The sequence below is a fragment of the Parasphingorhabdus sp. genome, from assembly GCF_036568145.1.
In the GTDB taxonomy this organism is placed as follows: Bacteria; Pseudomonadota; Alphaproteobacteria; order Sphingomonadales; family Sphingomonadaceae; genus Parasphingorhabdus.
Window position 1 is genome coordinate 72,999 of record NZ_DATCTC010000023.1, and the last position, 15,573, is coordinate 88,571.

The 15,573-nt window shown below is 55.2% G+C and carries 13 protein-coding genes; 4 read left to right on the forward strand and 9 right to left on the reverse strand.

The annotated features are described in order from the left end of the window. Positions 1–21: 21 nt before the first annotated feature. From folP to glmM, 5 genes are all read right to left on the reverse strand, one after another. Positions 22–1,140: a dihydropteroate synthase gene (gene folP, locus VIN76_RS08240; RefSeq protein ID WP_332041359.1), complete on the reverse strand. Its 1,119-nt coding sequence runs from the start codon at positions 1,138–1,140 to the stop codon at positions 22–24. A 10-nt stretch (positions 1,141–1,150) separates the two neighbouring features. Further along, positions 1,151–2,311: a site-specific DNA-methyltransferase gene (locus tag VIN76_RS08245; RefSeq protein ID WP_332041360.1), complete on the reverse strand. Its 1,161-nt coding sequence runs from the start codon at positions 2,309–2,311 to the stop codon at positions 1,151–1,153. Positions 2,312–2,602: 291 nt separating this feature from the next. Further along, complete coding sequence (locus VIN76_RS08250; protein WP_332041361.1) at positions 2,603–3,172, reverse strand: ribonuclease HII; 570 nt, start codon at positions 3,170–3,172, stop codon at positions 2,603–2,605. Continuing rightward, positions 3,169–3,930 carry a bifunctional hydroxymethylpyrimidine kinase/phosphomethylpyrimidine kinase gene (gene thiD, locus VIN76_RS08255; protein WP_332041362.1) on the reverse strand — a complete coding sequence of 254 codons (762 nt, stop codon included), beginning with the start codon at positions 3,928–3,930 and terminating at the stop codon, positions 3,169–3,171. Before thiD ends, VIN76_RS08250 begins: the two co-directional genes overlap by 4 nt. 13 nt (positions 3,931–3,943) lie before the next feature. Continuing rightward, a complete protein-coding gene (gene glmM, locus VIN76_RS08260) occupies positions 3,944–5,296 on the reverse strand; it encodes a phosphoglucosamine mutase (protein ID WP_332041363.1) in 1,353 nt (450 codons plus the stop codon). Positions 5,297–5,416: 120 nt separating this feature from the next. Here glmM and VIN76_RS08265 point away from each other — a divergent pair, with 120 nt between their 5' ends. Then, on the forward strand, positions 5,417–6,808 hold the full coding sequence (locus VIN76_RS08265; RefSeq protein ID WP_414696324.1) for an alanine/glycine:cation symporter family protein: 1,392 nt from the start codon (positions 5,417–5,419) through the stop codon (positions 6,806–6,808). Further along, positions 6,805–7,797, forward strand: coding sequence for an aldo/keto reductase (locus VIN76_RS08270; protein WP_332041365.1), 993 nt, complete (start codon positions 6,805–6,807; stop codon positions 7,795–7,797). Before VIN76_RS08265 ends, VIN76_RS08270 begins: the two co-directional genes overlap by 4 nt. Before the next feature lie 279 nt (positions 7,798–8,076). Here the strand turns inward: VIN76_RS08270 and VIN76_RS08275 are convergent, their stop codons facing one another. The 3 genes from VIN76_RS08275 to VIN76_RS08285 are packed head-to-tail and all read right to left on the reverse strand — an operon-like array spanning position 8,077 to position 12,403. After that, positions 8,077–9,369, reverse strand: coding sequence for an amidohydrolase family protein (locus tag VIN76_RS08275; RefSeq protein ID WP_332041366.1), 1,293 nt, complete (start codon positions 9,367–9,369; stop codon positions 8,077–8,079). Next, a complete protein-coding gene (locus tag VIN76_RS08280) occupies positions 9,366–10,778 on the reverse strand; it encodes an amidohydrolase family protein (RefSeq protein WP_332041367.1) in 1,413 nt (470 codons plus the stop codon). Before VIN76_RS08280 ends, VIN76_RS08275 begins: the two co-directional genes overlap by 4 nt. A gap of 29 nt (positions 10,779–10,807) precedes the next feature. Next, positions 10,808–12,403, reverse strand: coding sequence for a peptide MFS transporter (locus VIN76_RS08285; protein WP_332041368.1), 1,596 nt, complete (start codon positions 12,401–12,403; stop codon positions 10,808–10,810). 162 nt (positions 12,404–12,565) lie between these two features. Here VIN76_RS08285 and VIN76_RS08290 point away from each other — a divergent pair, with 162 nt between their 5' ends. Next, entirely contained in the window at positions 12,566–13,156 is a 591-nt protein-coding gene (locus VIN76_RS08290) for a nitroreductase (protein ID WP_332041369.1), read from the forward strand. 79 nt (positions 13,157–13,235) lie between these two features. Then, positions 13,236–13,580, forward strand: coding sequence for a GntR family transcriptional regulator (locus VIN76_RS08295; protein ID WP_332041370.1), 345 nt, complete (start codon positions 13,236–13,238; stop codon positions 13,578–13,580). A 17-nt stretch (positions 13,581–13,597) separates the two neighbouring features. On the opposite strand, the gene VIN76_RS08300 is transcribed toward VIN76_RS08295, so the two are convergent. Next, positions 13,598–15,511 carry a tetratricopeptide repeat protein gene (locus VIN76_RS08300; RefSeq protein ID WP_332041478.1) on the reverse strand — a complete coding sequence of 638 codons (1,914 nt, stop codon included), beginning with the start codon at positions 15,509–15,511 and terminating at the stop codon, positions 13,598–13,600. Positions 15,512–15,573: the final 62 nt, after the last annotated feature.

Genomic DNA, 15,573 nt, shown 5'->3' on the forward strand with positions numbered 1-15,573 from the left:
ATGACTTCCTCATATATCACCCTAAACCCGTGCCGTAACTCCGGCGTCGCGCATTCCGCGCCACATCTGCACCGCTTGTACGGTTTCTGGTACATCGTGCACCCGCACGATTTGCGCGCCTTGCTGCACCGCGTGATGGGCGCAAGCGATGGAGCCGCCCAGGCGCTCACCTACTGGCGCTTCGTTGGATAGCGCGCCGATCATCCGTTTGCGGCTCGCCCCGATAAGCAGAGGCTGGCCCAGCCCGTGGAACAGCGCGATATTGTTCATCAGCGCCAAGTTCTCGGAAAGTGACTTGCCAAAGCCCAGGCCGGGATCGACGATGATCTTGTCACGCTCAAAACCCGCATCTATAATGTCGGCAATGCGCTGTTCCAGCCAGTCGAATGTTTCGGTCACGACATCGCTATAATGGCCGCCCTTGTGCGGGTCATCCCCGCTGGACGGCGCGTGCATCAGCACCACCGGCTTGCCCGATACTCCGGCCACTTCCAGCGAACGTTTGTCATGCAGCAGTGCGGATATGTCATTGATAATATGCGCGCCCGCGGCGATTGCGGCCTCCATCACCGCCGCTTTGCGCGTGTCGATGGATAGAGCCGCGCCGCACTGGGCCAGCCTTTCGATCACGGGCACGACCCGCTTGATTTCATCGCCTTCCCACACGGGCTGCGCATCGGGCCGCGTGGACTCGCCGCCAATGTCGATAATGGAAGCCCCGGCCGCTGCCATATCAAACCCTGCATCTGCCGCCTTTTGCGGATCGCCATCATGTTTCCCGCCATCGGAAAAGCTGTTCGGCGTCATGTTAAGGATGCCCATGACATGCGGCTGGTCAAGGCGCAGCACCCGCTCCCCGCATTGCAGGGGCGCGTGGGCCTTGGTCAGATTGGCAAACAGGACTGCCGCGCGCTGTTCCAGATGTCCGGGCAAGCGCGATGCAATCTTGCCCCACAGTTCCACCGGGACCAGATTTCTGATAACCGGTTTCCCCTCCTCGACAATCGAATATTCAACTTGAGAAAACCACAGCAAGCTATTGTTTAACCGTCTATTTTGTTCATCAAAATATTGCGGACTATCCAAAAAACCGCCGGGCTTCAGATAGATTTTCGCATTCGGTCCAATAGTGTCTGCCATGTAATATTCCCTACGGCTCGGTGGCCAGCAAATAGGTCTGGCGAAGGTCGTCCACCGGCTTTAGCTGTTTGCCGTCATCATAATACCAATAGGTCCAGCCGTTACAGCTTGGCGCACCCTGAACGATTGCTCCGATCTTGTGGATAGAGCCTTCGTGCCCTTCCCACAAAAGCGAACCATCCGCGCGAACTTTCGCCTTGAACTTACGGTTTTTACTGCACAATGTTGTGCCCGGTTTCACATAGCCTGTCTCGACCAATGTGCCAAAAGCCACGCGCGGTTTTGATTTTGGCGATTGCATGGTTTTAAGGGAGCTTTCGTCCAGTGGCAAAGCCGCTTCGATCCGCTCCATCGCCACTTCGCAATAACCATCCTCCCGCTCGCAACCGATCCAGTGGCGGCCAAGGCGTTTGGCGACCGCGCCGGTGGTTCCCGTTCCAAAAAACGGATCAAGCACAATATCGCCCTTGTTGGTTGTCGCCAGCATCACGCGGTAAAGCAACGCTTCCGGCTTTTGTGTCGGGTGCGCCTTTACGCCGTTGCGCTTCAACCGTTCCTGACCGCCGCAAATCGGCATGACCCAGTCGCTACGCATTTGCAGCTCGTCATTCAGGTTCTTCATCGCGCGGTAGTTGAACGTATATTTGGCCTTTTCCGATTTCGATGCCCAGATCAGCGTTTCATGGGCATTGGTAAAGCGTGTGCCTTTGAAATTCGGCATCGGGTTGGCCTTGCGCCAGATAATGTCGTTGAGGATCCAGTAACCAAGATCCTGCAAAGACGCTCCGACCCGGAAGATATTATGGTAGCTTCCAATCACCCACAGCGTGCCGTTAGGTTTAAGGATGCGCCGTGCCTCTGATAGCCAGGCCCTTGTAAAAGCATCATAAACGGCAAAGCTTTCAAACTGGTCCCAGGCATCGTCCACCGCATCAACCTGCCCGCCTTCCGGACGAAACAAATCGCCGCCCAGTTGCAGGTTATAGGGCGGATCGGCAAAAACCATATCGACGGATTCATCCGGCAAGGACTTCATTGCCTCGACACAGTCCATCTTCAAAATCTGGTTCAGCGGCAGATCAACGGCCGCTTTTTTTGACGGCGCGGTTTTTGTCGCGGCCCGTGTTTTTGCTTTTGGTGCGGGCGTTTTAATACGCTCAATGATACCCATAAATTTGCCTTTTTGACTGAAGTTGCTCACACGGTGAGTCCTTCGCGGCCAGCGGTCAAGGCCGTTAACCTAGGTTAAAGGCGTGTTTTAATGGTTAACGGGATTTTGCAAATGAGAACGAAAGGAGTCCCCTCACCAGATATGGAGTCATGGCCCGACTCGCGGACTCAATCCCTAGTGGTGTGGCGAAAAGGACTCGCAGGCACAAGCAAACGGAAATAAATTGAAATAATTTTTCGCACCAGCCGATCCGGACTCTCGGGCATGGTGATTGAGGGTGGTATCTGCCTGTTAAAGCAGTTCATACTGGGCGACGGGCGCAAAGCTTTTGCGGTGTAGCGGTGTCGGCCCATATTGCCTGAGCGCGGCCAGATGTTCTGCCGTTCCATAGCCCTTGTTCCGTTCCCAGCCATATTGGGGATATTTCTGCGCCGCCGCGATCATCATCCGGTCGCGATATTCCTTGGCCAATATGGACGCTGCCGAAATGCAGGGATGAATGGCATCGCCGCCGATGACGGCTTCGGCCTGATGGTTCCAGGTCGGCAAACGGTTGCCATCGACCAATATATAATCCGGCCTTTGCGTCAATCCATCCGCAGCGCGGGTCATGGCCAGCATCGTGGCCTGTAATATGTTAATAGAATCAATCTCTGATTCATTGCATAAGCCTATGAAATAAAAGCATTTATCTAGTATTTCTATTTCCAGTTCCGCGCGCTTTTTCGCGGTCAGCTTCTTGCTGTCGTCCAGTCCCTTTATGCCGTGTCCATCCGGCAATATCACCGCCGCTGCAACCACTGGCCCTGCCAGCGGCCCCCTGCCCGCTTCATCAACGCCTGCTATCATCTTGAACATCATATCTTTGGAACACCCATTGGCCCATGGCCCGCGCCATAGCCGGGAGCCGCTTTCAGGCTTGCCCTGACATATTCCCGCGCCTTGCCAATCGCGGCGCTCAAACTATCCCCGCCGCCAAGATATGTGGCAATTGCCGCCGACATGGTGCAGCCTGTTCCATGACTATGCTGCGTTACGATCCGGCTGCCTTCCCAGCGTTCCCGCTCGCCATCAGCGTAGACCAGCCTGTCGGTCACGGTCGGGCTATTGCCGTAATCGCCGTGCCCGCCCTTGACCAGAAAGGGCACATTATAATCCGCAATGATCTTTTCCCCGCCAAGCCGCTCCATCTCGTCAAGATTGGGCGTGACCAGGCTGCTCAGTGGAATGATCTCCTGAAAAGCGGCAACCGTCCGCTCATCCGCCAGCGCAGCGCCGCTGGTCGCCACCATGACAGGATCGAAAATGACCGGAATATCGCGCAGGGATTTCAGGAAACCGGCAACCGCCAGCGCGATTTCCGGCGATCCCAGCATCCCGATCTTTATCGCATCGACGCCAAAATCATCCACCACCGCCTCAATTTGCGCGAGCACCAGTTCCGGCGTCATCAGTTCGGCAGCCGTCACCCCTACGCTATTTTGCACGGTAACACCCGTAATCGCGGTCATCGCATGGCCGCCAAGGTTGCTGATCGTGCGAATATCCGCCTGTATCCCTGCCCCGCCGCCGCTATCGGAACCGGCAATGGACAGGACGCGCGGGCAAGCCTTGCTCATCGGTCAAACATGCTCATGCTGCACATGGGGCTGCGACATCTTCAACGGCGCTGCATATACGGTCCACCACTGCATGCACCTGGTCGCTATTGTCGCCCTCTGCCATCACGCGGATAAGCGGCTCGGTCCCCGACGCCCGAATGACGAGCCGGCCCGTGCCGTTCAATTCTTTCTCTGCCTCTGCGATAACCGATTTCACCTTGTCATCTTCCAGCGGCGCACCGCCTGCATAGCGCACGTTCTTAAGCAGTTGCGGAACCGGATCGAACAGGTGGAGCAATTCGCTGGCCGGTTTGCCGCTTTCGACCAGTTCGCGCAAAACCTGCAAGGCAGCGATGGTGCCATCGCCTGTCGTGCCGTGATCGAGCAGGATCATATGTCCTGATTGCTCACCGCCGACGTTGAAGCCGCCCTTTCTCATCTCTTCCAGTACATAGCGGTCCCCGACTTTCGAGCGGACGAGATTCAGGTTTTGCGATGCCAGAAACCGCTCCAGCCCCAGATTGGACATCACCGTCGCAACGATGCCGTCACCGTTCAGCAAGCCGTTTCGGCTCCAGCTTGACCCGATCAGCGCCATGAGCTGGTCGCCATCGACAATCTTGCCTTTTTCGTCCACCACAATCAAACGGTCGGCATCACCGTCCAGCGCAATTCCGATATCCGCGCCGCTGGCCACTACCGTTTCCTGCAAAGTTGCCACGTCGGTTGAACCGCATTTATGGTTGATATTCTTGCCATTGGGTTCAACGCCAATGGATACCAGTTCAGCCCCCAGCTCCCACAAGGCCGATGGAGCCACTTGATAAGCCGCGCCGTTCGCGCAATCGACAACGATTTTCAGGCCATCGAGACGGATATGATCCGGCAGCGACATTTTGACCGCGTGAATATAGCGTCCGCGCGCGTCTTCAAAGCGCTTGGCCCGGCCAATATCCTCGGCAGCGGCCAATTTTGCATCTTCGCCAAGATATTGTTCGATCTTGAGCTCGTCCTCGTCGGACAGTTTAAATCCGTCCGGGCCGAATAATTTGATGCCATTGTCATAATAGGGATTGTGGCTGGCCGAGATCATCACGCCCAGATCCGCCCGCATCGACCGGGTGAGCAAGGCAACAGCCGGTGTCGGCATCGGCCCGACCTGCACGACATCCATGCCCACGCTGGTGAAACCGGCGACCAGCGCATTTTCCATCATATAGCCGGAAAGCCGGGTATCCTTGCCAATCACGACCCGGTGGCGATGGTTTCCGCGCGCAAAATGCCGCCCCGCCGCCTGTCCGACTTTCATGGCGATTTCAGCCGTCATCGGATGCTTGTTGGTCAGACCGCGTATTCCGTCTGTCCCAAAAAATTTCTTTGCCATAACAGGTCCTATTCCCCATTTGGTGCAAACGCCGGTTAAGGGTTGGCGCTGCGGTTCATTAGGCCTTAGCGTCTGGCCACAACGGGATAAAGCCGAAACAGGGGACATTGCGGTAAAATGTTGGAAATTCTGAATGGCCTGATTAACCGACTGTCCGATCTGGTATTTTATCAGGTCACCCTTTTTGGCATCACTATCGAACTGGTCGTGCTTTGGCTGGCTATCCCGATGCTGTTTTTCACGGTCTATCTGGGCTTCATCAATCTGCGCGCCATGGGTGCGGGAATCCGAGTGCTTCGGGGCAGGTTTTCCGGTCCCGATCAACCGGGGAACATGTCGCCTTTTGCCGCTCTGTCCACCGCATTGTCGGGCACTGTTGGCCTTGGCAATATTGCGGGCGTTGCGATTGCGCTGTCCACCGGCGGGCCGGGCGCTGCCTTCTGGATGTTTGTCATCGGGTGGATGGCCATGACATTGAAATGTGCCGAGGTCACGCTTGGCCTGAAATACCGGGAGGTCCAGCCCGGCGGCTATGTGCGCGGCGGCCCGATGTACACGATGAAAAACGGGCTGGCTTCAAAGGGCTTTGTCAAAGCCGGACTGATCCTTGGCGGCATCTATGCCTTTCTGGCGCTGTTCGGCGCTATTCCGCTGGTTCAGGTCAATCAAAGCTATGTGCAGGTGGCCGAAGTCACCGGCTTTACGGAGCCGCTGATATACGGGATCATCATGGCCGCACTGGTAGGCGTCGTGGTCATCAATGGCGTCGGCTGGCTGGCGCGGGTGACGGCCTCTATCGTCCCGGCCATGGGGGTAGTTTATCTGGGCGGTATATTCGCCATATTGGCCATGAACTTTGAACAGATTCCGGCCGCTGTCGCCTTGATTGTTTCCGACGCCTTTACCGGACAGGCCGTCGCGGGCGGTGCTATCGGCGCATTTGTCGTGGGGATGCGCCGCGCCGTTTACTCATCCGAATCCGGCATTGGCTCTGCGGTGATTGCCCATACACAGGTGCGAACCGCTGAACCGGCATCGGAAGGGCTGGTTGCCTTGCTAGAACCGTTTATCGACACGGTAGTCATCTGTTCTCTGGGCGCGGTTGCGATAGTCGTTGCCGGAACCTATGCCGGCGATGCGGAAGGGATAGAAATCACATCCGCCGCCTTTGCAACGGTGGCCGACTGGTTCCCCTATATGCTGGCGGTTGCGGTGTTCCTGTTCGGATATTCCACCCTGTGCGCGTGGGGCTTTTACGGCCAGCAGGCATGGTGCTATTTATTCGGACATAGCAAGCCGGCGATATGGGTTTATAAGTTTATCTATGTTATATCTTTGCCCATCGGCGCGGTTCTGGAACTGGGTCAGGTCATAAAGCTGATTGACAGTGCGTTCTTCCTGATGGCCATTCCCAATATTATCACGCTCTACATATTCGCGCCGGAGATTAAACGAGAGATTTTCGGCTATTTGGACAGACAGAAATTATCTTCAAAGGATCAGGCAGAATGAAATATCGCAAACTCGGTAACGAACTGGAAGTATCGGCGCTGGGGCTGGGCTGTATGCCGATGTTCGGTATTGGCCGCGGCATGTATGGCCAGGCCGACATGACAGAGAGTCTGGCGACGCTCGACCGGGCAATCGAACTGGGCGTGACATTTTTCGACACGGCAGAGATTTATGGCCCCTTCAGGAACGAGGAGCTTTTGGGGCAGGCTATCAAGGGCCGCCGCGACCGGTTGGTCATCGCCACCAAATTCGGTTTTGATTTCAGCACTCCGGGCAAGCTCGGCGTCGATTCATCGCCTGCAAATGTGCACCGCGCCTGTGATGCCTCGCTTCAGCGGCTGGGCGTTGATGTGATCGATCTGTTTTACCAGCACCGCGTCGATCCCGCCGTGCCGATCGAGGATACAGTTGGCGCAATGGCGGAGCTGGTTCAGGCCGGGAAGGTGCGTTATCTGGGGCTTTCGGAAGCCGGAGCCGACACGATCAAACGGGCGCACAAGGTTCACCCGATCACCGCTTTGCAATCGGAATATTCGCTGTGGGAGCGCGAAGTGGAAGAGGAAATATTGCCGGTTTGTCAGGATCTGAACATCGGATTTGTTCCCTATAGTCCCTTGGGCCGCGGTTTCCTGACCGGGCAGATTACCAGCCGCGATGATCTGGAAGAAGGGGATTACCGCCGCAATGATCCGCGCTATTCGGAAGAAAATTTCGGCCAGAACCTGAAAATGGTCGAAACCGTCAAACAAGTGGCCCAGCGCCATGGAAGTTCCCCCGCACAAATCGCGCTGGCATGGCTTTTGGCGCAAGGGGACTTCATCGTCCCGATCCCCGGCTGCAAACGCCGCGCGACGCTGGAAGACTCGATGGCTGCTGTTGATATCAGCTTGAGCGATGCCGACCTTGACGAACTGGAGAAAGCCGCACCCGTGGGCGGCACATCCGGCCCGCGCTATACCGAAGCTGCGTTGTCGATGGTCCGGCTTTGATCCGGATTTAGCGGCCGGGCGGCGCGGATAGAAAGGGCTGTCCTACAATATCAGAGCTGTGATAGTGCCAGACAGGTTCTTTCTCAGCTTTGAATATTTTTCCCGTATGCGCGCTCCCGTTTCAAAGAGGGGGGATGCGTTCCAGATGTTGGAAATGTCCAACATTTTGAGGACACTTTGGCGGAAAAGAAAGCTTCCTTGGTGTGAAGTTAGTGAAGTTAGTGAAGTTTGGGGATAGCAAGGATCGGGAAAAACCCGCTTCCTTACTACCCCTCTCCCCTAATCGTAAGCCTTTGGCAAAGCGCCCGGAGCCGGATTGCGATAGCGTTCGCGCAGGCGTTGCTGCCGGTTGGAAAGCGATTGCTCGACACCGTCGATAAACACGCTCTCGACCTGCGTGGAAAGCTCCAGCGGGTCGCCGGACCAGATCACGGCATCGCCCTTGCGCCCGGCTTTAAGCGAGCCAAGCTGGTCGCCCATGCCCATAATCTCTGCCGGTTTGGAGCTGATTGCGGCAAATGCCTCGTCCCAGCTCAGCCCGTTGGCCCGCGGTATCTTGTTCAGCGCGACCAGATTACCGGCATATTGCGCGGAATAGCGGATCTGGTGCGTATCATTGTCGTTAATCATCCCGATCGCGACTTCCACCCCCGCCTGCTTCATCCGTCCGATATTGGACTGTGTTGCGGACAGCCCTTCAAAGGCGGCGGGAAGATTGGTAAGCGCCGATGCCAGAACCGGCACTTTGGCAGCCGAAATCGCATTCGCCACGCGCCACCCTTCATTGGCCCCGACCAGCACCAGTTTCAGCGACGGAAAATCCTTGCGAAGGTCGAGCACTTTGAGAATGTCATTGGCACTCTCCACATGAACCAATAACCGCGTTGTGCCATTGATAACCGGAAGCAAAGCCTTGGCATCGGATGCTTTCATAAGATCGCTGTCGAACAGGGATGGATTGCGGGCATAGGTCTGCGCTTCGTTTAGCATGGCCCGGAAAAGAATATGCGCCGCAGACCGGCTGCCCCCTGCCTTGCTCTGCCCGGTTTCGCCCAGTTCGACAAACTGGAAAGCCTTCGCCTGAGTAATCGGGTTGCTGTCCTGCCCCAGATCGATCACCGCGCCATAGCCGCCGAATATGGACTTGCCCGAGCCAGGCGAAACCACGGCGCGCGTCACACCGGCGGCCCTGCTCACCGAAATCGGCGCGGAGAACGGGTTGACCGCATATTGCACATCCAGTGCGGCAGAGAAAACCGATCCAACCGCGTTGATATCGTTGGTCGAGCTAACCGCTCCCACCTCGGCAAGGCCGAGCCGGCTAAAACCGGCGAAGATTCCCGGCGTTACCCATTTCCCCGTGGCATCAATTTGCCGCGCATTGGCAGGGATGGCGACATTAGTGCCAACCGCCTGAACATAACCGTCACGGATGATAACGGTCGCACCGTCCATTGGTGCGCTACCGTCCCCGGCGACAACTTTCCCGCCGGTAATAGCAATGGTTTCCGCCGCTACAGGAGCCGCCATAAGAGCGAGTGTCGAAACGAATATTGCTGCAATGCGTTTCATTTCACATCTCCTTCACCCGGCTGGCCCAGCTCAAAATCACTGACCGGACGACGCGCCGGGTCATTCGCATCGTAAAGCAAAGCCCCGTCAACCCAGACTTTTTCCGGACGGGCATAAACGCTGAGCGGATTATCGTTCCACAGCACGACATCGGCCATTTTACCGGGCTTCAAGCTACCCGTCTGATCGGCAATGCCCATCGCTTTGGCCGGATTATAGGTAATCCACCGGATCGCCTGTGCATCGCTAATCTCAAGGCCCATCGCACGTCCGTCGGACAGCGCCTTGGCCGCTTCCTGATTGAGCCGCTGGATCTGGTTTTCATCGTCGGAATGAATAATCACGCACGCCCCCGCCTGTTGCAACAAAGCGGCATTTTCAGGGATGGCGTCATAAGCCTCCATCTTGAAGCCCCACCAATCCGCCCAGACCGCAGAGCATATCTCCTCTTTCGCAAGGATATCGGCGATTTTATAGGCTTCGACAGCATGGTGGAATGCGGTCACTTTATAGCCGAATTCCTTGGACATATCGATAATCTGGTTCAATTCGTCGGCGCGATAACAATGGTTGTGAACCAATATTTCGCCGTCCAGCACATCAGCCAGAGTTTCCATCGCCAGATCGCGTTTCGGCGGTTTCGCGGCTTTCCGCTTCTTCTGGTAATCCTGTGCATTGATCCACGTCTGACGGGTTAGCGACAGGCTCCCCATCCGGGTGGAAGGCTTGCGATTGCGGCTTCCGTAAACACGCTTGGGATTCTCTCCGCAGGCCATTTTCAGACCATAAGGCGCACCGGGGAATTTCATCGCCTGAACCGTGCGGGCCGGCACGTTTTTAAGCGTGACCGACCGGCCACCAAACAGGTTTGCCGAACCGGGAAGGATTTGCAGCGCAGTGATCCCGCCATTGGTCAGCGCTCTGGTGAAACCGGGATCCTGTGGCCAGACGCTATGTTCTGCCCATACCTCCGAAGTAACGGGGGCGGTTGCCTCGTTACCGTCGCTATGCGCCGTCACGCTGGGCGTGGGATAGTCGCCCAAATGACTATGCACATCAATGATACCGGGCGTCACATATTTGCCGGTGCCGTCAATGACGTTGCTGTCAGCCGGTATCGCCGTTTCCGGTCCGCCAACAGAGACAATCTTGCCGTCCGACATAAAGACCGTGCCATTGTCGATCCGCTGCCCCTCACCGTCAAATATGGTCACGCCGGTTATGGCGACATCAGTGGACGGATAGGCCTGATAGGTTGAAGGATATGCAGCCTCTTGCGTATCCTTGTCCGAACTTGCCGAGGAAGCGGTTGTCGATGCGCTGGCCGTGCTGCTCTCTGCTCCTGTCGATGCACAACCCGCGACCAGTGCTCCGGCAGAAACAACTGCCAGCAAATCCCGTAATTTCATAAATATCCTCTATGCCTTAACTGGTCCGTTCAAGATTTCGTTGTTGGGTGAACACCCGCAGACGCCGGTTCGCCAAACTCGCCCTGGCCTTCCAGGTCATCGCCAATTTCGTCGTCCTGAAGCGTGTCCAGATGCATGAGTTTTTTGATCAGCGGAGATACTAGCAATACACCCACGCCCACAGCAATGGCAAACCAGCCGACGGACATGTAAACGTCAAGCACGACCTCCTTGCCGGACGCTTCGCCCACAGCTTCCGCTCCCGTTGCAGAAGCGATCAGACCAGCAGCAAAGTTACCGGTCGCCGACGCAAAGAACCAGGTACCCATGATCAAGCTGGCCATGTGCGCTGGTGCCAACCGGTTCATGGCCGAAAGTCCGACCGGGGACAGGCAAAGTTCACCGGTCGTGTGCAGCAGGTAAACAAGGAAAATGAATATGACCGGCGTTGCATTTTCCAGACCGGCGGCCTGCGCGCCCCAGACCAGGACCAGAAAGCCCAGCCCAACCTGCACCACGCCCAGACCGAATTTGAACGGTGCGGAAGGCTCCACCCCCTTGCGGCCAAGCAACGTCCATATAGTCGCAAATATCGGCGCCAAAAGGATGATATAGATGGCATTGATCGACTGGAACATGGAGGCTGGCACACCGGCACGATCAACATGCCTGTCCGTAAACAGGTTCAGCGACGATCCGGCCTGTTCAAACAATGCCCAGAAAATGATCGATGTGACAATCAGGAACATGGCCGCAAAAATACGGTCCCGGTCCTCAGGCAGCAATTTGAACACCGCTGTATAAAGGACATAGAAGACAAGCCCTCCGCCAAAGATGCCGAGCACATACCCGACCATATCCTGATACTGGATAGCCAGCCAACAGACACCGACAAGCGCCAAACCGGCAATATACATCCACCATTCAAGCCTAAGTCCGGCAACCGGCTGTTTCAAACGTTCCGGATTAGACGGCTCACCACGTCCCAGGAGCAAAGGCTTGCCCCAGATAAACACAACCAGCCCAAGGAGCATACCGATACCCGCCAGACCAAAACCATAGGCCCAGCCATATGTCTCACCAATATAACCGCAGAGCAGCGACCCCATCGCCGCGCCCAGATTGATGCCCATGTAAAAGATTGTATAAGCACCGTCCCGCCGCACATCGGTACGCGGATAAAGCTGGCCGACAATCACGGAAATATTAGCTTTCAGAAAGCCCGATCCGACAATGATAAGAGCAAGCGCAAGCCAGAAAACACTGATTACCGGGTTATCGGTATGCCCCACTGCCGCGTCGCCCTCAAATGCCATGAAGAAATGACCCGCGGTCAGCAATACTGCCCCGAAGAGAACCGCCTTTCGTTGCCCCAGATAGCGGTCAGCCAGATATCCCCCGACCACCGGCGTAATATAAACCAGCGCTGTATAAGCGCCGTAGATGATACCAGACTCACTATCCGAAAAAAGCCAGTGCTTGGTAAGATAGAAAATAAGCAAGGCCCGCATGCCATAGTAGGAAAAACGCTCCCACATCTCGGCAAAAAACAGAACAAACAAACCTTTGGGATGCCCTAGAAACGTCCCTTTAGCATCACCGGATTCTTGATACGCACTAGCCATTAACTCGGCCTCCCTAGCTGTTGCAAAGCCGTCTTTCGCGGCCCAGTTGCCTTGCACCCTAGTCAAAAATCATCGCAAGTGAAGTATATTGTTGCACCTGAGACCAGTTTTTAATCAAAAGATTGGCTTGCAATCAGGGCTGCATCACACAAGATGACAGCCATGTTTAATGATCTTTCCAGTCTGAACAATTATTTGTCCACCCGCCGTTCCTGCCGCCCACGCGATATGGTTGCTCCGGGGCCAAGTGACGAGCAGGTCGAAAATATTGTCACCACGGCTCTCCGCACACCGGACCATGGAAAGCTGGCACCGTGGCGCGTTATCCAAGTAGAAAAAAGCCAGCGCGCCCAACTGGCGGCCGAATTGACCAAGGCTTACCGGATTGAAAAGCCGGGTGCCGGGCGTCTGGAACTGGAATCATTGGAAACCATGGCGCATCAGGCTCCGACACTGTTGGTCGTTATGTCCTCCCCGGTCGCGTCAACCAAAATACCGCTCTGGGAGCAAGAGCTTAGCTGCGGCTCATTCTGTATGAACCTCCTCCATGCGATCCATGCTCAAGGTTTCGTGGGCGGCTGGATTACCGGATGGCCCACATATAACGATGACATCCGCAATCTGTTCGGAAAAGCCCCGGAACGCATAGCAGGGTTTATATTCGCGGGGACAGCAGTAACCGAGCTTGAAGAACGTCCACGTCCTGAACTGGCTGGCATTTTATCCAAATGGAAACATCCTGCCGGGATGTAACTGGTTTCAAATCATACTAAACCGCAGAAAAGCGTAGTTTCCGCTTGCCCGCATCGCTGTATTATGGCAGTGATGCAGTATGCACAGATCAAGTAAACCTGTATATTTGAAATTGCGGGATATCATCTCCGAATCAATCCTTGATGGTGAATATGCCGAGGGCGACATGTTACCTTCAGTACGCGCCTTTGCGGTTGAGCAAGGGGCCAACCCCCTGACCGTCGCAAAAGCCTATCAAGGCTTTCAGGAAGATGGTCTGGTCACCGTTAAGCGCGGCGTCGGCATGTTCGTCGCCAAAGGTGCAAAGGCCAAGTTGCGGGATGCGCAGCGAGCCCATTTCATAAAAAATGTCTGGCCACCAGTAGAGCGCCAAATGAACCGGCTGAATATCCGGATAGAAGAATTGCTTGAAAAAGAAGCCTGAATTCAGGGGCTATTCTTCTACCGGGTCAGGGCAAGACTGGCACGATATGCTTCATTAAGAGGCGCGATCATAACTGACTTTCGAAACAAATCACGTGCGTCATTTGATCGCGATCCCTCTGCCAGTAGAGCACGCCCATAGATATGGGAAGCAACCGGGCTTGAAGGTTGCACATAATAGGCAATCCGTGCTGTCGCGACCGCTTTGTCTGTCTGTCCCAATTCGGTATAAGCCTGCGCCAAACCTGCCATAATCAAGACATCATTTTCGCCGATGCGTTTACAGATATTTTCCAAGATGCGCCGCGCAATATCCCAGTTTCCGGCCTCCAGATGTCCATAAGCCATCAAGCGCAGGGCAGAAAGATTGTTGGGGTTATAAGTCAAAAATTCAGCCAAGACTGCACCCGCCCCCTGCACATCACCTTTTGCCCGAAGCGCCTCAACAATACGTAGCATCACTGGTTCGGAAAAACGGATGCGCCGTGCAAGTGCAAGCGCCGCCAACGCTTCATCGAAATTACCCATCGCCATTGCCGTATCCGCAACCAAAATATGGGCATCACTGGCACCGGGATTACCCTGTTGCAGGTGTTTTGCCTGAGCGAAGGCAGCGCTGTAATCGCCGCTATGATACAGTGCCCTGATATAGGGTATGACTTTAACAGCATTATCGGGTTCACGCTCCACCTCGCTCCGCAAAAACCCGATGGGTTCCTCTGGCAGGATCACGGACGCTTGCCCAGCATCGTGACGCGAGGCCCGGTTGAATAAACCTGTTGCCTCTTGCCGCATATCATTCGCCTCTAGCGCGCGGCCCGCTAACCAGAGCGTATAAGAGGCCGTACCGCTATTATTGACTTGAGGCTGTAAACGATTCATCGCGCCATCCGGATCGCCTGAAAGATAAAGCGATCGCGCCAGCAGGTTTTGGGCTTGCACATTATTGGGCTGGAGGGAAACCAGCCGATGAAATCTGTCAATTGCGATTATATAATTGGCGACTTCAAACTCAACAATGCCCTGCATCATCATTACGGCGGGCACATTATCCAACCGCCCTTCGGTCTTTTGCATCAACATACGGGCAAGATCATATTTTCCAGCACGCGCGGCCAGAACAGCCTGCATATAAAAAGCGCGCGGGTTACTGACATCCAGCGATATAATTTTCCGCGAAATGGCCAGCATATCGGTCATGCGGCCCATATCCCCCAAGGTTGCCGCATATTCTGTCAATATCGGAACATCATTGGGATCGATCTGCAACGCCCGTTCGAACCAAGGCAATGCCGCCGCCAAACCATATTGGGAACGCAACAACTCGCCGCGATATTGCAGAGCGCGGATATTATCTGGGTCCCGCCGAACCGCTTCCTTTACCGCGGCAAGCGCTCCAGCCTGATCGCCTGAACCGGCACGAAACCGGGCTACATCCACCCAGAGATCAGCATTGGCCGCATCGCGCCGAATAGCACGATCAAAAGCCCTTCTTGCCAGATCTTCGTCACCTGTTTGTATCGCAACCCGGCCAAGTATCCGATCGGCATAGGCCTTATGCTGAACCGGAATATCTTCTGCAATCAGCTGATCCTTGGCTTCGTCCCATTTGCCCTGAATCTGCAAGGCATGCCCGTAAATGTGCCTGACTTGCGATACATCAAGCCCCAGATCAAAAGCACGATCCAACTCCGCTTCTGCGCCCGCACCATCGGATAATTTCAGCAATATCTCTGCTTGTAATATACGCGCGTCAATCCATTCTGGATCGGCTTTAATGGCATTCAGCATTTCAATACGCGCCGACCTGACATCACCGCGGGATTCATATTGTTTGGCCTTTGTAAAAGCCGTGCGTGCGTCTTTATGGCCATTACTCGCCGCCTGAATTGCTGGCGGTAAAGCTGCATATAATAATCCTATCAATATCACCAAAATCAGAAATCTTGCCAGATATCTGTATTCCTGCTTTGGAATATTCTGGAACGCTCTCC

Excerpts from the sequence above, each read along its gene's own strand:
- folP (WP_332041359.1), bottom strand. The coding sequence starts at position 1,140 with ATGGCAGACACTATTGGACCGAATGCGAAAATCTATCTGAAGCCCGGC.
- VIN76_RS08245 (WP_332041360.1), bottom strand. The coding sequence starts at position 2,311 with ATGGGTATCATTGAGCGTATTAAAACGCCCGCACCAAAAGCAAAAACA.
- VIN76_RS08250 (WP_332041361.1), bottom strand. The coding sequence starts at position 3,172 with ATGATGTTCAAGATGATAGCAGGCGTTGATGAAGCGGGCAGGGGGCCG.
- thiD (WP_332041362.1), bottom strand. The coding sequence starts at position 3,930 with ATGAGCAAGGCTTGCCCGCGCGTCCTGTCCATTGCCGGTTCCGATAGC.
- glmM (WP_332041363.1), bottom strand. The coding sequence starts at position 5,296 with ATGGCAAAGAAATTTTTTGGGACAGACGGAATACGCGGTCTGACCAAC.
- VIN76_RS08270 (WP_332041365.1), top strand. The coding sequence starts at position 6,805 with ATGAAATATCGCAAACTCGGTAACGAACTGGAAGTATCGGCGCTGGGG.
- VIN76_RS08275 (WP_332041366.1), bottom strand. The coding sequence starts at position 9,369 with ATGAAACGCATTGCAGCAATATTCGTTTCGACACTCGCTCTTATGGCG.
- VIN76_RS08280 (WP_332041367.1), bottom strand. The coding sequence starts at position 10,778 with ATGAAATTACGGGATTTGCTGGCAGTTGTTTCTGCCGGAGCACTGGTC.
- VIN76_RS08285 (WP_332041368.1), bottom strand. The coding sequence starts at position 12,403 with ATGGCTAGTGCGTATCAAGAATCCGGTGATGCTAAAGGGACGTTTCTA.
- VIN76_RS08290 (WP_332041369.1), top strand. The coding sequence starts at position 12,566 with ATGTTTAATGATCTTTCCAGTCTGAACAATTATTTGTCCACCCGCCGT.
- VIN76_RS08295 (WP_332041370.1), top strand. The coding sequence starts at position 13,236 with ATGCACAGATCAAGTAAACCTGTATATTTGAAATTGCGGGATATCATC.